Origin of the sequence: Pseudomonas asiatica, assembly GCF_040214835.1 — a bacterium.
GTDB lineage: Bacteria > Pseudomonadota > Gammaproteobacteria > Pseudomonadales > Pseudomonadaceae > Aquipseudomonas > Aquipseudomonas putida_Z.
In genome coordinates this window covers 4,552,501-4,574,287 of sequence record NZ_CP157874.1, presented here as the reverse complement: position 1 = coordinate 4,574,287, position 21,787 = coordinate 4,552,501, and the positions used below count along the sequence as shown (strand labels likewise).

Annotated in this window: 19 protein-coding genes (1 of these 19 cut by a window edge); 12 read left to right on the top strand and 7 right to left on the bottom strand. The window is 64.1% G+C overall.

Annotation, left to right across the window (positions count from 1 at the left end):
- Positions 1–152 precede the first annotated feature (152 nt).
- On the bottom strand, positions 153–1,268 hold the full coding sequence (locus tag ABNP31_RS20390) for a branched-chain amino acid ABC transporter substrate-binding protein (protein WP_085665462.1): 1,116 nt from the start codon (positions 1,266–1,268) through the stop codon (positions 153–155).
- Positions 1,269–1,627: 359 nt separating this feature from the next.
- Between ABNP31_RS20390 and ABNP31_RS20385 the strand changes: the two genes are divergently transcribed.
- Together ABNP31_RS20385 and ABNP31_RS20380 are read left to right on the top strand one after the other, a co-directional pair.
- The gene (locus ABNP31_RS20385) at positions 1,628–1,939 is read left to right on the top strand and encodes a DUF2288 domain-containing protein (protein WP_025340353.1); all 312 of its coding nucleotides are present in this window, start codon (positions 1,628–1,630) and stop codon (positions 1,937–1,939) included.
- 264 nt (positions 1,940–2,203) lie between these two features.
- Positions 2,204–3,091 (top strand): NAD(P)-dependent oxidoreductase, encoded by an 888-nt coding sequence (locus ABNP31_RS20380; RefSeq protein ID WP_075046117.1) that lies wholly within the window; start codon positions 2,204–2,206, stop codon positions 3,089–3,091.
- On the opposite strand, the gene ABNP31_RS20375 is transcribed toward ABNP31_RS20380, so the two are convergent.
- Entirely contained in the window at positions 2,991–5,255 is a 2,265-nt protein-coding gene (locus ABNP31_RS20375; protein ID WP_350013427.1) for a putative bifunctional diguanylate cyclase/phosphodiesterase, read from the bottom strand. The two genes, ABNP31_RS20380 and ABNP31_RS20375, sit on opposite strands and share 101 nt — an antisense overlap.
- 320 nt (positions 5,256–5,575) lie before the next feature.
- Complete coding sequence (rapA, locus tag ABNP31_RS20370; protein ID WP_085665466.1) at positions 5,576–8,422, bottom strand: RNA polymerase-associated protein RapA; 2,847 nt, start codon at positions 8,420–8,422, stop codon at positions 5,576–5,578.
- 161 nt (positions 8,423–8,583) lie between these two features.
- Between rapA and ABNP31_RS20365 the strand changes: the two genes are divergently transcribed.
- The 7 genes from ABNP31_RS20365 to ABNP31_RS20335 all read left to right on the top strand — a co-directional run bounded on the left by ABNP31_RS20365 (position 8,584) and on the right by ABNP31_RS20335 (position 13,512).
- Positions 8,584–9,279, top strand: coding sequence for a M949_RS01915 family surface polysaccharide biosynthesis protein (locus ABNP31_RS20365; RefSeq protein ID WP_025340349.1), 696 nt, complete (start codon positions 8,584–8,586; stop codon positions 9,277–9,279).
- Positions 9,280–9,342: 63 nt separating this feature from the next.
- Positions 9,343–9,672 (top strand): aspartate-semialdehyde dehydrogenase, encoded by a 330-nt coding sequence (locus tag ABNP31_RS20360; protein WP_085590175.1) that lies wholly within the window; start codon positions 9,343–9,345, stop codon positions 9,670–9,672.
- Positions 9,673–9,739: 67 nt separating this feature from the next.
- Positions 9,740–9,901, top strand: coding sequence for a hypothetical protein (locus ABNP31_RS20355; protein ID WP_075046112.1), 162 nt, complete (start codon positions 9,740–9,742; stop codon positions 9,899–9,901).
- A gap of 135 nt (positions 9,902–10,036) precedes the next feature.
- Positions 10,037–10,153: a cytochrome c oxidase subunit CcoM gene (gene ccoM, locus ABNP31_RS20350; protein ID WP_025340347.1), complete on the top strand. Its 117-nt coding sequence runs from the start codon at positions 10,037–10,039 to the stop codon at positions 10,151–10,153.
- A 295-nt stretch (positions 10,154–10,448) separates the two neighbouring features.
- Positions 10,449–12,437, top strand: a complete 1,989-nt coding sequence (locus tag ABNP31_RS20345; protein ID WP_085665467.1) for an FUSC family protein — start codon at positions 10,449–10,451, stop codon at positions 12,435–12,437.
- On the top strand, positions 12,424–12,630 hold the full coding sequence (locus ABNP31_RS20340; protein ID WP_046614712.1) for a DUF1656 domain-containing protein: 207 nt from the start codon (positions 12,424–12,426) through the stop codon (positions 12,628–12,630). The genes ABNP31_RS20345 and ABNP31_RS20340 overlap by 14 nt, the downstream gene beginning before the upstream one ends.
- A 12-nt stretch (positions 12,631–12,642) precedes the next feature.
- Entirely contained in the window at positions 12,643–13,512 is an 870-nt protein-coding gene (locus ABNP31_RS20335; RefSeq protein ID WP_085665468.1) for an efflux RND transporter periplasmic adaptor subunit, read from the top strand.
- Between the two features lie 141 nt (positions 13,513–13,653).
- On the opposite strand, the gene ABNP31_RS20330 is transcribed toward ABNP31_RS20335, so the two are convergent.
- Entirely contained in the window at positions 13,654–14,412 is a 759-nt protein-coding gene (locus tag ABNP31_RS20330) for an SDR family NAD(P)-dependent oxidoreductase (RefSeq protein ID WP_085665469.1), read from the bottom strand.
- 111 nt (positions 14,413–14,523) lie between these two features.
- On the opposite strand from ABNP31_RS20330, the gene ABNP31_RS20325 reads away from it, so the two are divergent.
- Positions 14,524–15,432: a LysR family transcriptional regulator gene (locus tag ABNP31_RS20325; RefSeq protein ID WP_085614173.1), complete on the top strand. Its 909-nt coding sequence runs from the start codon at positions 14,524–14,526 to the stop codon at positions 15,430–15,432.
- Positions 15,433–15,554: 122 nt separating this feature from the next.
- Positions 15,555–15,890, top strand: coding sequence for a DUF2025 family protein (locus tag ABNP31_RS20320; protein ID WP_238066850.1), 336 nt, complete (start codon positions 15,555–15,557; stop codon positions 15,888–15,890).
- A 179-nt stretch (positions 15,891–16,069) separates the two neighbouring features.
- Here the strand turns inward: ABNP31_RS20320 and ABNP31_RS20315 are convergent, their stop codons facing one another.
- Together ABNP31_RS20315 and ABNP31_RS20310 are read right to left on the bottom strand one after the other, a co-directional pair.
- Positions 16,070–18,655, bottom strand: a complete 2,586-nt coding sequence (locus ABNP31_RS20315) for a bifunctional diguanylate cyclase/phosphodiesterase (protein WP_350012705.1) — start codon at positions 18,653–18,655, stop codon at positions 16,070–16,072.
- Positions 18,656–18,706: 51 nt separating this feature from the next.
- The gene (locus ABNP31_RS20310) at positions 18,707–19,780 is read right to left on the bottom strand and encodes a diguanylate cyclase (protein WP_085665472.1); all 1,074 of its coding nucleotides are present in this window, start codon (positions 19,778–19,780) and stop codon (positions 18,707–18,709) included.
- 130 nt (positions 19,781–19,910) lie between these two features.
- Here ABNP31_RS20310 and ABNP31_RS20305 point away from each other — a divergent pair, with 130 nt between their 5' ends.
- Positions 19,911–21,002 carry an MBL fold metallo-hydrolase gene (locus ABNP31_RS20305; protein WP_085590165.1) on the top strand — a complete coding sequence of 364 codons (1,092 nt, stop codon included), beginning with the start codon at positions 19,911–19,913 and terminating at the stop codon, positions 21,000–21,002.
- A 3-nt stretch (positions 21,003–21,005) separates the two neighbouring features.
- Here ABNP31_RS20305 and ABNP31_RS20300 read toward each other — a convergent pair whose 3' ends face one another.
- Positions 21,006–21,787: the 3' portion of a formate/nitrite transporter family protein gene (locus tag ABNP31_RS20300; RefSeq protein WP_350012704.1), read on the bottom strand. It continues 115 nt past the right edge of the window; only the last 782 of its 897 coding nucleotides appear in the window; its start codon lies beyond the right edge, outside the window — the gene reads right to left on this strand; its stop codon occupies positions 21,006–21,008.

Below are 21,787 nucleotides of genomic sequence, written 5' to 3'. Positions count from 1 at the left end.
CTGGCGGGGGTAGGCCAGGAAACCGCGGGTGACGGTTTTAAGATTTTCAGGTGAGCCCGCCCCCGGATCGCGGGGATCAGGCCCATGAACCTCGTAAAACAAAGCCCACTGCTCGCACAGTGGGCTTCTACGGTCAGCTATTAGTCACGCAGTTACTGAGGGGAGACTTCGGTCTTCGGCTTGCCGAAGTGCCATTCGTAGACCACGAACTTGAAGTCTTTCAGGTCACCTTTGGCGTCGTAGGACAGGTCACCGGTCGGGGTCTTGAAGGTGCCGGCGTGGATGGCGGCTGCCACCTTGTCGGTATCTTCGGACTTGGCGGCCTTGATGCCCTGGGCGATCAGCTCGACAGCTGAGTAGGCCGGGAACACGAACGGGCCGCTTGGGTCCTTGCCGTCAGCCTTGATGGCGTCGACGATCTTCTTGTTCGCAGGGTCCGCGTCGAACGACTTCGGCAAGGTCACCAGCAGGCCTTCGGAGGCGTTCTGGGCGATCTGCGAGATGGAGTCGTTACCCACGCCTTCCGGGCCCATGAACTTGGCTTTCAGGCCCTTTTCCTGAGCCTGGCGCAGGATCAGGCCCAGCTCTGGGTGGTAGCCGCCGTAGTAGACGAAGTCGACGTTGTTCTGCTTGAGCTTCTGGATGATCGAGGAGAAGTCCTTGTCACCGGCGTTCAGGCCTTCGAACACGGCAACCTTGGTGCCTTTGCCTTCCAGGGTCTGCTTGACCGCGGTAGCGATGCCTTCACCGTACTGCTGCTTGTCGTGCAGGACGGCGACCACCTTCGGCTTGACGTGGTCGGCGATGTAGTTGCCGGCAGCCGGGCCCTGGGCGCTGTCCAGGCCGATGGTACGGAAGATCAGCTTGTAGCCACGGGCGGTGATTTCCGGGGAGGTGGCGGCCGGGGTGATCATGATCACGCCTTCGTCTTCGTAGATGTCGGACGCAGGCTGGGTGGAGCTGGAGCACAGGTGGCCGATGACGAACTTGACGCCGTCGTTGACCACTTTGTTGGCGACTGCAACGGCCTGTTTAGGGTCGCAGGCGTCGTCGTATTCCTTGGCTTCGAGCATCTTGCCATCCACGCCGCCCGCGGCGTTGATATCCTTGATGGCTTGCTTTGCGCCGATGAACTGCATGTCGCCGTACTGGGTCACAGGGCCGGTCTTGGGACCTGCAATCCCGATCTTGATGGTATCGGCGGCAAACGAATGGCTGGCTACCCCTGCCAGAACCATTGCGGCGAACAGCTTGGAAATCTTGATCATAGTGCTCCACTCATTCTGTTGTAATTCTTATAGTCCTGGCGGCCAGGGCTACAGACCGGGCGGGATTTGCGGCGTGGCCATGCCAACGCGCAAGCCCACCTTCCCCCGGAACATGTCCCGGAACTGTACCGGTACAGTGTAGAGCGCTGTTCGAGCGCTTGAAAAGCGGTCGAAAAGTGCCTGCTTCCTGGGTTGTCGCATGGTCGACACAAAGATACAGAAAGGCGCCATCAAACTGCCTGCATCTGCGACCCCGCCCCACAAGTTCGGGATCAATCGACCAAATTACATATTTGAAACCGGGTTTTTCTGCAAAAATGCCGACCTTTTTTATTGGCCGATTTTTGCGGAAACCACCCATGACTGATCAAACAAGCACCCTCTATGCCAAATTGCTTGGCGAGACGGCAATCATCGAGTGGAAAGCGTTGGAGCGTTTCTGGGCCAAGGGTGACCTGATTTGGGTCGACCCGAGCCTCGACCTGATCGCCGTTGCCGAGGCGATGGCCGAGAATCGCAGCGAGATCTTCGCCAAGTGGCGTAGTGATGGCACTGTTGGGCCGGTGACCGCCGAGCAGGCCCATGACCTGCAAAGCCGCGATCCAGAGATCTGGGCGGTGGTGGTTTCGCCGTTCATCGTGATCCAGGTGAAGCCCCCGGCAGAGGCGTGATCGCTTTTGGTGCGCGAAAATGCGCAGCAGCCCCGTTCTGGTGCTCGAAGGCGCTCAAGGCGGGTAGAGGGAAGTAACAATTCGGCGTGGCGGTAACAGTTTACGGAATGCGTAATGGGGGCTGCCTTGCAGCCCTTCGCGGGCATGCCCGCTCCCACAGGTCAGATGCTGCTCTTCAGACCAGCGCTGGTCCCGTGGGAGCGGGCGCGCCCGCGAAGGCCGCAAAGCGGCCCGGATCGATATCGAATTTGTCCGGAGTCATTGATGAACTCAAAACTACCTTCGCTTGGATTCGCCGGCATCGGCCTGATGGGCCTGCCCATGTGCCGCCGCCTGCTGGCCGCGGGTTACCCGCTGACGGTATGGAACCGCAGCCCGGACAAGTGCGCTGCACTGGTCGCCGCCGGCGCGCGCCTGGCCAGCAGCCCTGCCGAACTGTGCCGCGACAGCGACATGCTGCTGCTGTGCCTGGCCGACACGGCCGTGGTCCGCGAAGTGGTGTTCGGCGAGCAAGGCATCGCCCAGGGCGGACGCAGCGGCCAGTTGCTGATCGATTTCTCCAGCCTGGAGCCAACCGCCACCCGTGAAATGGCCGCCGAACTGGCAGCGCTGTGCGGCATGGCCTGGCTGGACGCGCCAGTTTCCGGCGGCACGCCGGGGGCCGAAGCCGGCACCCTGGCGATCATGGTCGGTGGCGAGGCGGCCGACCTGGAGCGTGCGCGCCCGGTACTGCAGGTACTCGGCCAGCGGGTGACGCACATGGGGGCGGTGGGCGCAGGCCAGGTGACCAAGGCCTGCAACCAGATGATCGTGGCCTGCAATGCCCTGGTGATCGCCGAAGTGGTGGCCTTGGCTGAACAGTCCGGGGTCGACGCGACGCTGATCGCCGAAGCGCTGGCGGGCGGCTTTGCCGATTCCAAACCGTTGCAGATCCTCGCTCCGCAAATGGCCGAAAGCCGCTTCGAGCCGATCAAGTGGCACGTGCGCACGCTGCTCAAGGACCTCGATGGCGCGGTCAAGTTTTCCCGCGAGCAAGGCTCGGCGACGCCGCTCAGTGGCCTTGCTGCACAATTGATGCGCCTGCACGCAAGCCAGGGTTACCTGCAAAAAGATCCGGCGACCCTGGTTGAGCTGTATCGCAGCAAGGGCTGAACACGCCGCCCTGGTGCTGCAGCCGCTCCAGCAGCGAGCGCAGTTCGGCCAGCGGCTCCGGGCGGCCCAGCAGGTAGCCCTGCAGGTAGTCGCAGCCGTGGGCTTCGAGAAACGCCAGCTGTTCGGCGGTTTCCACGCCCTCGCTGACCACCTGCAGATGCAGGGTATGCGCCATGACGATGATCGCCTGGACGATCTCGCGGTCCTTCTGGCTGCCCGGCACATCCTGCAGGAAGCTGCGGTCGATCTTCAGCACGTCCAGCGGCAGGCGCTTGAGGTAGGCCAGTGACGAGTAGCCGGTGCCGAAGTCATCGATCGAAAGCGCCACGCCCAGGGCGCGCACGCGCTTGAGCAGGTTGACCGTGCGCTGGATATCACCCATCAGGGCGTTCTCGGTCACTTCCAGTTCCAGCTGCCGGGATGCGAGCCCGGCGTGGAACAGCGCCTTTTCCACTTCGTTGGGCAGTTCATCGTGGCTGAGGGTGACGGCCGAGCAATTGACCGTGACCTTGAGGTTGCCATGGCCGTGGCGCTGCAGGTAGGCCAGGTCGGCGCAAGCGTGGCGCAGCACCCACAGGTCGAGGTCGATGATCAGCCCGTTGGCTTCGGCGATGGCGACAAAACGATCGGGCCCGAGCAGGCCGTGTTGCGGGTGTCGCCAGCGCACCAGGGCCTCCAGTTTGGCCACTTGCCTGCTGCGCAGGTCGAAGATCGGCTGGTAGTGCACGCACAGCCCATGCTCCTCGAGCAGGGCCACCCGCAGTTCCTCTTCCAGTTGCAGGGCAATCGAGGCCTGGGTCTTCAGGCTGTCGTTGAAGAAGTTCAGGCTGTTGCGCCCGTTGCCCTTGGACTGGTACAGGGCGAGGTCTGCATGCTTGAGCAGCTCTTCGGCGGTGGTGCCGTCGTCGGGGAAGATGCTGATACCGATGCTGGTGGTCATGACCATGCGCCGGCCGCCCAGGTTGATGGGCTCTTTCATCCTCTGCATGATGCGCTGGGCCAGGTGGCGGGCTTCGTCGCGGTTGTTGAGGCTGGTGACCACGCAGAACTCGTCGCCGCCAAAGCGTGCGACCAGGTCGTGGTTGCGGGTGGCGGCCTTGATGTGGCTGGCGATCACCTTGAGCAGTTCGTCACCGGCGTCGTGACCGAGGCTGTCGTTGATGCGCTTGAAATGGTCGATGTCGAGGAACATCACTGCCAGGTGGCTTTGCGTGGCCTGGTGTTCGGCGAGGCGTTCGGCGAACACCTGGTTGAAACCGCGGCGGTTGACCAGGCTGGTCAGGGCATCGTAGTGCGCGGCCTGCTGCAGCGACGCGCGGGCCTGGTCGAGCTGGCTGAGCAGCACGCTGACCCGGCGCAGGTCGTGCTCCTTGCTTTGCAGCTTCTTGTCGGCCAGCGCGGTACTGATGCTGGCAGCACTGATCAGCAGGGTGATGAAGCCGATGCCCAGCGCCAGTTGCAGGCTGTTATCGCCAGAGGGCAGGCGCAGGGCGGTGTCTGCCGGGATGACCAGGGTCATGGCCGACATCGCGGTGAAGTGGGTGGCGACGATACCGCCGGCCATCAGCAGGCTGGCGCCGTACTTCATGGCCTGGTGCAGGGTACCGCTGCCATGGCGGAAGTAGCGGGCCAGGTACAGCGCGGTCAGGCTGGTGAGCAGGGCAATGGTGGCCGAGGCCAGCAGCAGGCCGGACTGGTAGTACTGGCGGGCGCCGGTTTCCAGAGCGGCCATGCCTACGAAATGCATCACGATGATACCCAGGCCGATCAGTACCGCACTTTGCAGGTAATGGAGTGTGTGCATCTGACTGCGGTCGAGGCTGTGCATGGCCAGCCAGGCGACGGCCAGGGCGATGAGCAGCGAAAGGATGGTCAGGGACGCGTCGTAATGCACTTCAACTGGCGCCTGGAAGGCCAGCATGCTGATGAAGTGCATGGCCCAGATGCCACCAGCAAGGCAGCAGGCACCGAGCATGTTCCATTGTCGGTGGGCGGTGGGATCTTCGCTGTGGGATTGGCGCTCGGCCATGTCCAGAGTGGCGAAGCAGGCCGCACAGGCGACGAAGTAGGCGAGCAGAACCAGGAACGGTTCATGCCGGCAATCAATGACGATGCGCCCGGTTGCCGGCAGGTCGGCGAACAGTTGCAGCCCCAGCCATTCCATGGAATGCCTCATGATCGAGTTTTCACTCGTCTGCGCTACAACCCTGTGCAGACTGTCCAGAGGCAGTATAGGAAGAGGTGTTTAACCCTTCCTGACTAATGGCACATTGATTTCTACGATTTGGTTATGAACCTGATCGCAGGCTGGAATATGTACACGGGTTCTAAAAATTGGCCCCCCTGTGGGAGCGGCCTTGTGTCGCGAAAGGGCTGCAAAGCAGCCCCAGCAGTTTCAACTATTGCGCGTCAATCCTGGGGCCGCGTTGCGGCCCTTTCGCGACACGAGGCCGCTCCCACAAAGGCGGCGGTGTCTGACCTGTATTAGCCAGCCACCAGCACGCGAATGGCTTCCAGGCGCAGGGCGGCCTTTTCCAGCATCGCCAGGCCCTCTTCGCGCTGCTTGCGCAGCGCTTCGATCTCGCTGTCGCGCACGCTCGGGTTGACCGCTTGCAGCGCGATCAGACGCGCCAGTTCTTCGTCGGCTTCAGCTGTGAGGCGACGCTGGGCCTCGGCCACGCGCTCGACGTGGGCCGGCATGACCTTGGCCTCGCCACTGCTGATGCGCTGGGCAAGCACGTCGCGCTGTGCCTGGACGAACTTGTTGGCGCTGGCGCGTGGCACGCTTTCCAGCTGGTCGTTGAGGGTTTCGAAGGCCACGCGGGACGCCAGGTCGTTGCCGTTGGCGTCGAGCAGGCAGCGCAATGCCGCCGGTGGCAGGTAACGGCCCAGTTGCAGGCTGCGCGGTGCCACCACCTCGCTGACGAACAGCAGTTCAAGCAGCACGGTGCCGGGTTTGAGCGCCTTGTTCTTGATCAGCGCCACAGCGGTGTTGCCCATCGAGCCGGACAGCACCAGGTCCATGCCGCCTTGCACCATCGGGTGCTCCCAGGTGAGGAACTGCATGTCCTCGCGCGACAGCGCCTGGCCACGGTCGTAGGTGATGGTCACGCCTTCGTCGTCGCCCAGCGGGAAGCTGGCGTCGAGCATCTTCTCGCTCGGCTTGAGGATCAGGGCGTTCTCGGAATGGTCTTCGCTGTCGATGCCGAAGGCGTCGAACAGGGTTTCCATGTAGATCGGCAGGGCGAACTGGTCGTCCTGTTCGAGAATGTCCTCGACCAGCGCCTGGCCTTCGCCGGCACCGCCGGAGTTGAGCTCCAGCAGGCGGTCACGGCCGGTATGCAGTTCGGCTTCCAGGCGTTCGCGCTCGCTGCGGGCATCGGCCACCAGGGCTTCCCAGGCCTTGCTTTCGCCACCTTCGAGCAGCGGCAGCAGGCGCGGGCCGAACTGGTGCTGCAGGGCGTTGCCGGTAGGGCAGGTGTTGAGGAAGGCGTTGAGGCCTTCGTGGTACCACTGGAACAGGCGCTCTTGCGGGCTGTCCTGCAGGTACGGGATATGCAGCTGGATGGTGTGCTTCTGGCCGATACGGTCGAGGCGGCCGATGCGCTGTTCGAGCAGGTCGGGGTGCGCCGGCAGGTCGAACATCACCAGATGGTGGGCAAACTGGAAGTTGCGGCCTTCGCTGCCGATCTCGGAGCAGATCAGCACCTGCGCGCCGAACTCTTCGTCGGCGAAGTAGGCGGCGGCGCGGTCGCGTTCGAGGATGCTCATGCCTTCATGGAACACCGAGGCCGGGATGCCGGAGCGCACGCGCAGGGCGTCTTCCAGGTCCATCGCGGTTTCGGCATGGGCGCAGATCACCAGCACCTTGGTGCGCTTGAGCATCTTCAGGGTGTCGATCAGCCAGTCGACGCGCGGGTCGAAACGCCACCAGCGCTCGTCGTCGGCCACCTCGCCCTGGGCCTGGAAGGCGACTTCCGGGTACAGCTCGGCGTGTTCGCCGGCTGGCAGGTCGCGGTACTGCTCGGGCGTGGCCAGTGGGTAAGGGTGCAGCTGGCGCTCAGGGAAGCCCTGGATCGCCGCGCGGGTGTTACGGAACAGCACGCGGCCGGTGCCGTGGCGGTCTAGCAGCTCACGGATCAGGCGCGCGCTGGCCTGGGTATCGCCGTCGCTGACCGCGGCCAGCAGGGCTTCGCCTTCGGCACCCAGGAAGCCCTGGATGGTGGCGTGGGCCTTGGGCGACAGGCGGCCTTCGTCGAGCAGTTCCTGTACGGCTTCAGCCACCGGGCGATAGTGCTCGCTCTCGGCGCGGAAGGCGGCCAGGTCGTGGAAACGGTTGGGGTCGAGCAGGCGCAGGCGGGCGAAGTGGCTGTCCTGGCCGAGCTGCTCGGGGGTGGCCGTGAGCAGCAGCACGCCCGGGATCACCTGGGCCAGCTGTTCGACCAGGCCATATTCGGCGCTGACCTGGTCTTCGTGCCAGACCAGGTGGTGGGCTTCGTCCACCACCATCAGGTCCCAGCCGGCGGCGAACAGCGCGTCCTGGGCCTTTTCGTCGTCGACCAGCCACTCCAGGGCCACCAGCGCCAGCTGGGCATCCTCGAACGGGTTGCTGGCGTCGCTTTCGATGAAACGCTCGGCGTCGAACAGGGCCACCTGCAGGTTGAAGCGGCGGCGCATTTCCACCAGCCACTGGTGCTGGAGGTTTTCCGGTACCAGGATCAGAACGCGGCTGGCACGGCCCGACAGCAGCTGGCGGTGGATCACCAGGCCGGCTTCGATGGTTTTGCCCAGGCCCACTTCGTCGGCCAGCAAGACGCGCGGCGCGCTGCGGTCGGCGACTTCGCGGGCGATGTGCAACTGGTGGGCGATGGGTTGGGCACGGCAGCCGCCCAGGCCCCACAGCGCCGACTGCATCTGCTTGCTGGTGTGCTGCAGGGTGTTGTAGCGCAGGCTGAACCACGACAGTGGGTCGATCTGCCCGGCGAACAGGCGATCGCTGGCCAGGCGGAACTGGATGAAGTTCGACAACTGGGTTTCCGGCAGGGTGCGCGGCTGGTTCTGCCCGTCCAGGCCGTGGTAGACCATCAGCCCGTCGATGTCCTCGACCTCGCGCACGGTCAGCTTCCAGCCTTCGAAGTGGGTGATCTGGTCACCTGGCGAGAAGCGCACGCGGGTCAGCGGCGCATTGCGCAGGGAATACTGGCGGGTGTCGCCAGTGGCCGGGTAGAGCACGGTCAACAGGCGGCCATCCTGCGCCAGGATGGTACCCAGGCCGAGCTCGGCTTCGCTGTCGCTGATCCAGCGTTGCCCCGGTTGATACTGCTGCGCCATACTGCCTGAACTCCCGCGATGAAAAAGCCGGTTATGTTAACGGATCGGCCGGTCAGACCAAAGTGCCGAGCGCATCGAAAGGTGCCGAAGTGCGATAGGTAGCAACAGTCTAGCCGCTTCATCGCCCCCCACCGTGCTGCCGACGAGGGCCCCGGATCAACATGTCTGCCAAGCACCGCTGGATCAGCACTTCGATGGCCGTGGGCAGCCTGTTGCTGCTGGCCGCCTGCGAGCAGAAAAACTTCGAGACCTTGCCCGCCATCCCGATCGAGCAGCTCGAGGTACTGGGTGTGCAGACACCGATCAAGAGCGTGCACTTTCGTGACCGCGACGGTGAAGGCCTGCTGGTATTGAGCCGCAGCGATGGCCAGGCCAGCGACCCGGAAAGCGAGCAGGAAGTGGACAAGGTGGTACTCAAGGCCACGCTTTACGGGCGCACCGCCGAAAACGACGCGTTCAAGGCGCGCTGGCAGATCGAACAGGAAACCACCTGCCCGGGCCTGGACCTGGACGTGGACTTCTATAACGACGTAAGCGATGTCGGCGACCTGAACAAGGACGGCGTCGCCGAGGTGACGGTCGCCAGCCACGCCTTCTGCGGCGGTGGCATCGACCCGCACGACATCGCCATCGAGATGCGCGAAGGGCAGGCCAGCTACAGCATCACCGGCCAGTCGCTGATCACCCCGGCGGGTGAAGAGCCGATCGGCGGTGAGCGCGAGGACAGCGCTTCGCTCAAGGCCGCGCCGCAGGTGCTGCGCGAGCACATGGACGCGGTCTGGCAGCAGGTGTACAAGCGGCCCTGGAGCGAGGCCAGCCCGCCAAGCGACGACGACCCTGACGACGAAGCCGAATAAGTGTTGTGCCTGCCATCAAGATAATCCCGCGCCTGCCGATACAGGGGGCATAGGAGAACGTCCATGCTGCCACCGATCATTCCGCTCAGTGCCGCGCCGGTGACCTCGCAACAGGACCCGGTCAAGCCGACACCCGACATCAAGCCGGTGGTGCCGACGCAGCCTGCATCCGGTGAAAGTGCCATCGACCTCAAGCACCAGCGTGACCCGCAGGAGCAGGCGCTGCTGCTGCGCGACGAGCAGCGCCGCCAGCAGCAACGCCGGCAGAAGGGCGACGACGAACGCTACAGTGCGATGCCGGGTGACGAGGTCAACGCCGACAACACCGTGCCGGTGGCGCCGTTGATGGGCGAGCATGTACGCCAGGGGCTGCTGGTGGACATCGAAGTCTGACATGGGGCTGGTCAGCGCCAGCGCCTGGCTTCATCATGCAAGTCTCAGTTGATCGTCGAGCCCACCCATGAGCCAAGACAACCTCATCGATTTCGATGCCGAACGCGCCAAGCGCGTCCACGACCTCAAGGAAAAGCGCCTGAACGAGATGCGCAATGCGTTCGAGCAGGCCCTGCCGTTGAACACCGCCAAGAAAAAGAAGCCCAAGGGCAAACCGAAGAAGCGCTGAAACTTGACGCAGGTCAACCCTGCACCCGCCTCGCGTGCCCGGCCCCGGGCACCATTGACACCGATCAATTTTCCCCGCCCCCACATTGGTTAACTTGCACCCATCGGACAACGGCAAACGAATGGGGAGGCCAGCATGTTCTTCGACAACGTGGTTATCGCCGGAGTGGTAACGGTCGGGTTGATGGTCGTCTTCTTTGCCGGTCTGGGCATTTTCATCTGGAAGGACTCGAACAAGCGCAAGCCGCGCTGACCTTCCGGGTACACGAGCACGCAAGGCATTTAGGGCGACTTCGGTCGCCCATTTTTTTGCCTGCAATTTTTGTGTTGCCTGTACCGGCCTCTTCGCGGGTAAACCCGCTCCCACAATGACTTCACAGGATTCGGACTGTGCGCGGTCCCATGTGGGAGCGGCGTGCCCGCGAAGAGGGCAGCGCAGGAGAGCCTGTCCACAACAAAGATGATTAGCTAGCTAATTAATCGTTTCCGCTTTATCCTTTCCCCAATTGTCTATCTTTCTACAAGACTATCCCCGCAAGGTCCGTCTCGTGCCCATCACCCTCCAGGCCCTGTTCGCCCCCAGCAGCCTCGCCCTCAAGTTCGCCATCAAGACCCTGCTCGGTGGCGGCCTGGCGCTGTGGCTGGCGATGCGCTGGGGGCTGGAGCAACCGTCCTGGGCACTGATGACCGCTTTCATCGTCGCCCAGCCGTTGTCGGGCATGGTGGTGCAGAAGGGCCTGGCGCGGTTGGCCGGTACCTTGGTCGGCACGTTTGCGTCGGTGCTGTTCATCGGCCTGTTTGCCCAGACCCCATGGCTGTTCCTGCTCACCTTGGCCCTGTGGCTGGCCCTGTGCACCGCCGCCTCCACCCAACTGCGCAGCGCCTGGGCCTATGCCTTCGTGCTGGCAGGCTACACCGCGGCGATCATTGCCCTGCCGGCCATCGACCACCCGTTGCAGGTGTTCGACCAGGCCGTGGCGCGCTGCACCGAGATCTGCCTGGGTATCTTCTGTGCCACCGCCAGCAGTGCCTTGCTCTGGCCCATGCGGGTAGAGCAGCAACTGGGCGGGCAGGCCCGCCAGGCCTGGCAGAACGGCCTGCAGGCCGCCAGTGCCATGCTGGGCGGCGAAGACGAGGCGCGCAAAGGCCTGCTGGAAAGCCTGGGGCGTATCGTTGCCATCGACAGCCAACGCGAACACGCCTGGTTCGAAGGCAACCGCGGGCGCCAGCGCGCTCGCGCCATTCGTGGCCTGAGCCAGAAACTGATGGTGCTGTTGCGCATTTCCCGTTCGGTGCGCCGGCAGTGGCGGCAACTTGATGAGCGCGAGGCCGAACGCCTGGCACCCTGGCTGGAGGAAGTGCGTGCACTGCTGGGCAAGCCCGACCAGCCGAGCCTGTTGTTGCTGCGCCAGCGCATCTGGGATGCTGCCCACGATGAACAGATCAGCCCGGCGGAGCACTTCTGCCTGGCGCGCATGGCGCTGCTGCTGGACTACGCCATGGCTGCCAGCCAGGCGCTGGACGATGTGGAGGCGGGCAGGGCGCCCAAAGATGTGTCCCAAGGCCTGGCCGCGCACCGCGACTGGTCGCTGGCTTTGCTGTTCGGCTCACGCAGTGCGCTGGCCTTTCTGGTAATGAGTGGCTTCTGGCTGGCCACCGCCTGGCCTTCGGCACCAGGTGGCCTGGTGCTGACCTGCGTGGTCTGCAGCCTGTTCGCCAGCCGCGAGAACGGCGCGCAGATCGGCCTGAGCTTCTTGCGTGGGATTTTCCTGGCGATACCTGCGGCGTTTCTGGTCGGGCAGATTCTGCTGCCGCAATGGAGCAGCTTCGCCATGCTCTGCCTGGGCATGGGCGTGCCGCTGTTTCTTGGCGCGCTGGGCATGGCTCACCCGCGGACCGGGGCCACGGCCACCTCCTATTGCCTGCATTTCATCGTGCTGGTGTCGCCGCTCAACGCCATGCAGTTCGGCGTGGCCACCATGCTCAACAGTGCCTTGGCCATGCTGGTGGGTGTATCGGCGGCGGTGATGGCCTTCCGTTTGTTGGTGTTCCGCCACCCGGCCTGGCTGGGCCGGCGCCTGCGTGCGGCGACCCAGAACGACCTGGTGCGCCTGACCCGGCGCGACCTGCGCGGGGCCGACAGCTGGTTTGGCGGGCGCATGGCCGACCGCCTGATGCAACTGGCGCGGCATGCCGGCGAACTGCCCGAGAGCGAACGCAAGCGCTGGGACGACGGCCTGCACGGCCTGGATATCGGCGACGAACTGGTGCACCTGCGCATGTGCCTGGCGGTTGCCCAAGCCCCGTTGGGGCGGGCCGAGCGCGAATACCTGCAGCAGGTAGAGGCCGTGCTGGCCAAGGGGCCGGCGCCCGGGCGAGGTCAGCGCCTGGATGCCGCCAGCGAACAGTTCATTGGCGCCTTGCGCCGTCTACCCTCAAGCGATCCGCTGCGGTTGGCCGAAGGGGCGGTGCTGCAACTGCAGAAGAGCTGGGGCAAGTGGTGCCACTGGCAGGAGGAAGCCCATGGGGTTGCGTGAGTGGGAAGTGGGCGGCGTGCTGTTCAGCCCCTTCCTTGTTTATGTGTTGCTGGCGCTGGTGCTTACCGGGTTGTTGCGTCTGCTGGTGCAGGCCACGCCGTTGGGGCGCTGGATCTGGCATGAAGCGCTGTTCGACGCGGCGTTGTTCGTTTGTGTGCTGTTCCTGGTGGTGCGACTGCTGGGAGCTTTATAAAGGAGTGTTTCGATGCGTGCGGCCGTACGTACCCTGGTCACCTTGTGTGTAGTGGCCCTTGCCGTGTTCGCCGGCTATCAGCTGTGGCAGTACTACATGCTCACCCCCTGGACCCGCGATGCCCGTGTGCGCGCCGATGTGGTGGTGATCGCCCCTGATGTGTCCGGCTGGGTGCGCGAGCTGAAGGCCCGTGACAACCAGCAGGTCAAGGCCGGCGACCTGCTGATGAGCATCGACCGCGAACGCTTCCAGGCGGCCTTCGACCAGGCCAGCGCGGTGACCGAGACCCGCAGTCAGCAACTGCGCCTGCGCGAGCGTGAAGCGGCCCGGCGTACCGCCCTTGGGCCGGAGGCGATAAGTGCCGAATTGCGGGAAAACGCCCAGATCAATGCGGCCATCGCCCGTGGTGAGCTGCATGAGGCCGAGGCACAGTTGCAGGTTGCCAGAATCAACCTGGCGCGCAGTGAAGTGCGGGCACCGCGCAGCGGGCATATCACCAACCTGCGCCTGGCCGAGGGCAACTATGTGAACACCGGGGAATCGGTGATGGCCCTGGTGGACGATTCAACCTTCTATATCCAGGCCTACTTCGAGGAAACCAAGCTGCCGCGCATTCGTGTGGGGGATGCGGTGAAGGTCTGGCTGATGGGCGCAGGCGAGCCGATGCAAGGGCATGTAGAGAGCATCAGCCGCGGTATCACCGACCGCAACAGCAACCCCGACAGCCAGTTGCTGCCGGAGGTTGAACCGACCTTCAACTGGGTGCGCCTGGCGCAGCGGATACCGGTGAGGATTCGCCTGGACCAGGTGCCGGAGGGCGTGACCCTGAGTGCGGGGATGACGGCCAGTGTGCAGGTGCATGAGGAGCAGAATCAGCCGTGAGGGCCAAGGGGGCTGCTGAGCAGCCCATCGCGACACAAGGCCGCTCCTACAGGCGATCGCGTATTCCCCGTGCGATTGCGTATTCTTGTAGGAGCGGCCTTGCGTCGCGATGGGCCGCAAAGCGGCCCCAGATTCTCGATTTCAGAGGAACATCCCGCCTGAAACCTCCAGCCGTTGCCCGTTGATCCAGCCATTGCCATCTTCGAGCAACAGCGCAATCGCTGCCCCGATATCATCCGGCAAGCCCACCCGCCCCAGCGCCGTGTTGCCGGCAATGTATTCATTCACCTGGCGGTTGTCCCGCACCACGCCGCCGCCAAAGTCCGTCTCGATCGCCCCCGGCGCCAGAATGTTCACGCGAATACCACGCGCGCCCAGTTCCTTGGCCTGGTAGCGGGTCAGCACCTCCATCGCCCCCTTCATCGCGGCATAGGTGGCATACCCCGGCAGCGCAAAGCGCGCCAGGCCAGTGGAAATGTTGACGATGCGGCCATTGTCGACCAGCAGCGGCAGCAGGCGCTGGGTGAGGAAGAACGGTCCTTTCAGCTGGATATTCAGCAACTGGTCGAACTGCGCCTCGCTGGTTTCGGTGTATGGCACGTTCAAGCCGATCCCGGCATTGTTCACCAGAAAGTCGAAACGCTCGCGACCGAAGTGTTGCTGCAAGGTTGCCCCCAGGCGTTGGGCGAAGCCGGCAAAGCTGGCGCTGTCGCTGACGTCCAGTTGCAACATGGCGGCCTTGACCCCGGCCTGCTCCAGCCGCACGGCCACGGCCTGGGCTTCCTCGGCCTTGCTGTGGTAGGTGCCGATGACATTGATGCCGCGTGCGGCCAGGTGTTCGGCAGTGTTGCGGCCCAGGCCGCGGCTGGCGCCAGTGATCAGGGCAATCTTGCGGGTCATGGTGAAAACCTCATGGTGGGCTGATGAGCACAGGTTATTGGTCGGTGTTGTGCTGTTAAATCCAGCAAATATGGAAATACTGTTCGGTAAAACCGGATAGACGAGGTTCAAGTGAACAAGCTGGAGTTGTTGCGCACCTTTGTGCGCGTGAGCGAGGTCAGCAGTTTCACCCTGGCTGCCGAGAGCCTGGGGCTGCCCCGTTCGACCGTGTCGGAGCAGGTCAGGGCGCTGGAGCGTTTGCTGGGTACGCAGCTGTTCAACCGCACCACCCGCCGGGTGCAGGCAACCCAGGATGGCGCCTTGCTGTACGAGCGCAGCAAGGACCTGCTGTCGGGCATGGACGAGATCGAGAGCCTGTTCTGCGCCGACGACGCCGAGCTGGCCGGGCGCCTGCGGGTCGACCTGCCGACCATGATGGCCCGCCGGGTCATCATCCCGGCGCTGCCGCAGTTTCTGCAGCGCTTCCCGCGCCTGGAGGTGGAGCTCAGTTGCACCGACCGCCAGGTCGACCTGCTGCGTGAAGGCTTCGATTGTGTGATGCGCATTGGTGCCCTGCATGACCTGGACGTGGTGGCGCGCCCGGTCGGGCAACTGAGCATGCGCAACTGTGCCAGCCCTGCCTACCTGGCCCGCCGTGGCGTGCCGCGCACGCTGCAGGACCTGGCCGAGCACCACCTGGTGCATTACGTGCGCACCCTTGGGGGGCGCAGTGCCGGTTTCGAATACCTGCAGGGCGGTGAACTGCACTTCCAGGCCATGGCCGGAGTGGTCACGGTCAACAATGCCGAGGCCTACTCGGCGGCCTGCCTGGCCGGGCTGGGGTTGATCCAGGTGCCGGCGGTGGGCGTGGCCGAGCACCTGCAGCGCGGTGAGCTGGTTTCGGTACTGGAAGGCTGGCAGGCCCCGGCCATGCCCGTGTCACTGCTGTATGCCCGGCAACGGCACGTGCCACGCCGGGTGCAGGCCTTCATGCAGTGGCTGGGCGAGGTGCTGCATTCGCAGGTTGACGGTGGCCGCTGATTGATGAAAAGCGTGGCGCCTGTGCGACGGCCTGCGTTAGGCTGCCAGTCACGAGTTGCCCGGCAGAGGCAACCACCCCCGCCTGGCGTGCGTATCTTCCGATTTCATTGCGAGGTTACGTCATGGCCATCACTTCCCAAGACATCTGCAACGCTGCCGACCAGCTCAAGGGCTTCGTCGGTTTTCATGGCAAGCGCGGTGTGCACATCGTGCGTTTTTCCGAAGATTCGTTCGGCATGGACGTGGCCGACGCCAGCATCACGCCCTGCAACGAGTTTGTCTGGCGGCCCGAGCAAGGGCAGCGCATGGCCCTGTGCCGCGAACGGCTGGCGCTGTTGCTGGAGCAGCATGTGGATGACCGTTTGAACATCGGTGAACCGCTGCGCACCTACCTGCGCCGGCGCGACCTGCCGGAAATCGTGGCAGAGCGCAGCTTGCAGCGGAATTCCGCTCTGTAATAGCGGAGTAACTGCCTCGCTCGAATACCGAAAACCTGCACCATCACTGTGGGAGCGGGTTCACCCGCGAACACCGGCGAAGCCGGTGCCATATACCGAGTTGCATTCTTCGCGGGTGAACCCGCTCCCACAGGGGATGTGCAAGTATCAAACCTGGACAAGACAGTTACGTCCGCGCGCTACAGGTAGGGCGCCGAACGCTGGGATGCCTGCTGCAACAACGCCTCGAGCCCCGCACTGTCCAGCGGCCTGCTCAGGTAATAGCCCTGCACTTCATGGCAACGGTCCTTCTGCAATGCCCTGAGCTGCTGCTCGCTTTCCACCCCTTCGGCCGTCACCGTCAGCCCCATCGCTTCGCCCAGGTTGATGATGGCCTGGACCACGGCGCGGTCGCTGCCAGCGGTGTTGTTCAGCCCGCCGATGAAGCGTTTGTCGATCTTGATGCTGTCGAACGGGTAGGTGCGCAGGTAGCCCAACGACGAGTAGCCGGTGCCGAAGTCGTCCATGTTCAGGCGCACCCCCAGCTCCTTGAGCGACAGCATGGTGCCCAGCGCGCCTTCGATGTCATTGAGCATCACGTTCTCGGTAATTTCCAGCTCCAGGCGCTGGGCAGGGAAGGCGGTTTCCAGCAGGATCTCGCGTACATCGGCCACCACATCGCTGCGCAGGAACTGCGCCGGTGACAGGTTCACGGAAACCAGTACATCGGCGGGCCAGTCATGGGCGGTGCGGCAGGCTTCGCGCAGCACCCAGCGGCCCAGCGCAACAATGATGTCACTCTGTTCGGCCAACGGAATGAAGGTGTCCGGCCCCAGCAACCCCTCCTGCGGATGCTGCCAGCGCAGCAAAGCCTCGACCGCGACGATGCGCAGGTCGCTGAGGCGATAGCGCGGCTGGTAGTGCAGCTCGAATTCCTGGTTGCGCAGGGCCCGCCGCATGTCGTTCTCCAGTTGGCGGCGGTACTGGATCTGCTGGTTCATTTCGGCAGCGAAATAGCGCCAGGTGCACTTGCCGTCGGCCTTGGCCTGGTACAGGGCGATATCGGCGCAGCGGATCAGCTCGCCGGCATCGAAGCCTTGGGTACGGGTCTGGGCGACACCGATACTGGCGCCAACGTGCAGGGGCTGGTTATCGAAGATGATCGGTTGTTGCAGCAGGCTGATCAGGCGCGCACAGAAGCGGTCGATCTCGCTGCGGTTGTCCATGCCGCCAAGCACCAGGAGGAACTCGTCGCCGCCCAGGCGCGCGACCAGGTCGCCATCGCGGGTGCTGTCGCGCAGGCGTGTTGCTACCTCCTGCAGTACGGCGTCACCGGCGGCATGGCCGAGGGAGTCGTTGATCGGCTTGAAGTTGTCCAGGTCCAGCAGCAGCAAGGTCAGTGGCGGCGAATCACTGCCGCGCAACAAGGCCTGCTCGAGGTGCCGGGCGAGCTTGTTGCGGTTGGCCAGCCCGGTCAGCGGGTCGTGCAGCGACAGGTGCTGGATGCGCGCATGAGCGTCGACTTCGTCGGTGATGTCGCTGGCGGTGCCGCGAAAACCGACGGGCTTGCCGTCGTACCAGATGGCGCGGGCCGATATCCGGCAGTAGCGGTTCTGGCCATTCTGGTCGCGGTAGGTGCAGCGCAGGTTGGCCAGTTGTTGCGGGTCGGCCGCGGCCAGGGCATCCAGCCACGGCGAGAGCGGCGTGGTATCGCAGGCCAGCAACTGGTTGAGCGGGTGGCCGAGCCAGTCGTCCACCGGGTAGCCGGTGACATTGACGAAGCGTTGCGAAAGGTAGGTCAGGCGTTGTTGCCGATCGGTTTCCCAGATCCAGTCGGAGGCCGACTCGGCCACCGCGCGAAAACGCTGCTCGCTGGCCTCCAGGGCCTGGTTGCTCTGCTGCAGATCGGCGAGCGTGAGGTCGATCGCCCGCGAACTGCGCAAGGCATGGCGGAACAGGTACAGCATGACCAGGCCGAGTATCAGCAAGGCACCCGCCAGCGGCGGCAACACTGCACGCAGCAACTGGTGTCCTGGCAGCGGGCTGCTCCAGGACAGGTGGTAGCCGGTATCGCCGAGGTCGATGCGCAGGTGCCCGTGCTCCCGCACATCATCGTTTTCCACATGCATGCCGGTCAGGCCGGCACCGCTGCTCAGCTGTGCCAGCTTTTCCTCGGTGAGCTGGTCGACGAACAGCATCACCGGCGCCTGGCGCACCTCACTATCGGTGACATCCCGGTCCGGGCGCACCGCCGCGGCACTGAGCACTGCCGGCCAACCGTTGAACAGGACGAAACGGGTGATCTGTTCACGTGGGATGGCCGCCGCCCGAGCCTGGTCGATGATTGGCTGCAGCGCTGCATCAATATAGGTATTGGCCGCTGCCTGGGTAGGCTGGCCTTTGAACAAACCGTAGGTGGTGCGAGCGTCCTCCACCACGAACACCCCTTCATAGCCGCTGGCGCTGTACAGCGACTCGCCCACGTTCTTTTCTTCGTAGGCCCATTTCCAGTCGGCCTGGCCCGCCAGGTGTTCGAAGGCAGCATCCCACACGGCATAGCTGGACAGGAACTGGCGCGAGGCGAGCAGCCGTTGCTCCAGCGCCTTGGTTGCCTGCGAGGCACTGCGCTGGCGTTCCTGATGGTCAAGAGTACCCGCGATATTGAACAGGGCGCCGAGGATGATCAGGCAGGCCAGACCGAAAACTGCGCTGAAGCCGGCAATCAGGCGACGCACCTGGAAGTGTGGTGTGGGGCTGGCGGGTGGAAGGTTGGCGGTCCTGGCCATGCGCGAGCGGCTCCTTCAGGCAGCCTCCCGCCAGTTGGTCAGGAAGGAGGTTCAATCAGGATAGGCCAGCCTGAGCGCCGCAGCGTCTCTGTGGGCAAAATTGACCTGGTCGCGTCCGGCATGCTTGGCGGTGTACAGCGCCTTGTCCGCCTGTTCGAGCCAGTGTTCGGGTGACTCCAGGTCGGCCTCGAATGCCGAAAGGCCGATGCTCAGGCTGATGCGCAGGTGCGGCAACTGCGGGTTACGGTAGCTGGCGACCTGCTCGCGCAGGCGCTCCATGGCCTGGCAGGCTTGGGCCTCGCTGGTGTCCGGCAGGATCACGCAGAATTCGTCACCACCGTAACGCCCGGCCTGGTCGCCTTCGCGCAGATTGCGCCGCAGCTCGGCGCCGAGCTGGCGCAGCACACAGTCGCCGACCACGTGGCCGAAGGTGTCGTTGATGGTCTTGAAGTGGTCGATGTCGATCAGGGCAATCACCGCGTGCCCCTGTTGCTGCTGGCAAGCCTGGAACTTCAGCAGCAGCAGGTCTTTCCAGGCGCCGTGGTTGAGCAGACCGGTCAGGCTGTCGGTAAGGCTCAGGGTGCTCAGCCGGCGCTTGTGGTCGGCCAGCTTGATCGCCAACTGGTAGCAGACCCAGCCCAGCGCCAGCGGGTAGAGGGTCAACATCGGCAGGCAGGCATAGACCTGCAGGGGCGTCGCATTCAGTTGCAGGCCGGGGCCCAGCAGCAGGATCGCGACGAGCATGCCCGCCAGCTGGGCCAGCACCCCGCGAACGACCATGCGCTTGCCGCCGGCGGCGACGTTGTTCATGGTCATCATCGACAGCACGGTCACGCTGGGCAATGGATTGAAATGCATGGCGGCGGTCCAGAACCCACCCATCAGGGAGTCCAGCACCAGGTTGCGCTGTTCTGCCTGGTAGGGCATTGCTGAACGGGCGGCCCACAGGTAGGCCACATGCGGCCATACCAGGCCGTTGAACAGTACCAGCAGCCATGCCCAGGTGGGCGGTGACAGCGGCGCCATGGCGGCCATGACGCTGAACAGGCCGATCCCCAGGCCGATGACCCGCGGCAGGTAGATGCGTTTGGCGAATGAAAGGCCTTTGCCGCTGCGTTTATCCATCTTGGTCATCGTTCTTCTGCTGAAGCACCGTTTATCGCATAACTCGCATGAATATTGTTGAACAGTGTTTCATCGACGAAAAATGACCTTACAAGCCAATTCACGGTTGATCCGATCACTGTGGGGTAACATGAAGGCTTTCCTGTTGCTCGGAGTGTTGCTGATGGTCCCTTTGGCCAACCCTGCCGGCGAGCCGGCGCCTCAGCGGGAAGGGCGCTTTCACAATCAGGCGTCGTTGCCACAGGATGGCGTATTGAAGAAGCTGCGCATCGGGCTCAAGTACCTGTTCCTGCGCAAACCGCCGGAAACCCGGCCGGCCACCCCGGTCAGCCTCCAGCCCATGACCCGCCAGCAGGTGCTCGATGCGCCCGACCGCAGCCTTTGGCGCCTGGGCCATTCCACGGTACTGCTCAAGCTGCGCGGGCGCTTCTTTATTACCGACCCGGTATTCGCCGAGCGCGCCTCGCCGGTGCAGTGGGCCGGCCCACTGCGCTTCCATGCGCCGCCCCTGGCGCTGGACCAGTTGCCGCCGTTGGCTGCGGTGGTACTGTCCCACGATCACTTCGATCATCTTGACGAACAGGCGATTCGCCAACTTGCACCGCGCACCAGTGTGTTCCTGGCGCCGCTTGGCGTAGGCAACCTGCTGATGACCTGGGGCGTAGCACCGGCAAAGGTGCGGCAGCTGGACTGGTGGCAGGAAAGCGAGGTCGAGGGTGTGCGCTTTGTCGCCACCCCGGCTCAGCACTTTTCAGGGCGTGGGCTGCTGGACAGCAACCGGACCTTGTGGGCGTCGTGGGTGATCGTCGACGAGGATGTGCGGGTATTCTTCAGTGGCGATACCGGCTACTTCGATGGGTTCAAGCAGATTGGCGAGCGCTTCGGGCCGTTCGACCTGACCCTGATCGAGACCGGGGCCTACAACGTCGCCTGGCCCGATGTGCACATGCAGCCGGAGCAGAGCCTGCAGGCCCATCTGGATCTACGCGGGCGCTGGCTGTTGCCGATTCACAACGGCACCTTCGACCTGTCCATGCATGGCTGGCAGGAGCCGTTCGAGCGCATCCTGGCGTTGGCCAACCAGGCACAGGTGCGCCTGAGCACGCCGCAGATGGGGGAGCGGGTCAGCCTCGACTCTCCGCACGCCGGGCAGAACTGGTGGCAGCCGCGGCCTGTGCGTCAGCGCGGCCAGGCGAACGAGCGCGTGGTGGCGGCACGCTGAAGTTCATTTGTTGCCGTTGTTGCGGCGCGGGGAGGGTGGCCGGTCCTCTTTCAGTAGCCGTGAGGGCGGTTTGCCGCTGTCGCTGCGCACCTGTGCATGGCTGATCAAGCCGAAGATGAAGCTGCCGCCGATGATGTTGCCCGACAGTGTCGGCAGCGCGAACTCCAGCCAGAAGCTGCTCCAGGTTTCATCGCCGGCCCAGACCAGATAGGACACCTCGACCGAGCCGACCACGATATGGGTGAAGTCGCCCAGGGCCATCAGGTAGGTGATCATCAGGATGATCCAGATCTTGGCGTGTTCCATCGACGGGATCATCCAGACCATCGTGGCGATCATCCACCCCGATACGATGCCTTTGGCGAACATCTGGCTGATATCGTTCTTCATGACCTTGCGGCCCACCTCCAGGAAGGCCACGTCGGTCTTGCTGTCGAAGATCGGCAGTTCCAGCATTACCCAGGCCACCAGCAAGGTGCCGGCGAGGTTGCCAAGCAGTACAACGCCCCAAAGGCGCAGCAGGCGCCCGAAGTTGGCCAGGGTAGGGGCGGTCATTACCGGCAACACGGCGGTCAGGGTGTTTTCGGTGAACAACTGCTGACGCGCCAGTATCACTGCAAGGAAGCCAGCGCTGTAGCCGATGCTGGCGACCACCTGGGCACTGTCCCCCTCCGGCAGGCGAGCGTAGAACAGGCCCATGGCCATGAGCGACAGCCCCATGGACAAGCCTGCGGCCAGTGCCGACCACCACAGTGCGGCGAGTGTACGTTCCAGTTCCTGGTCGC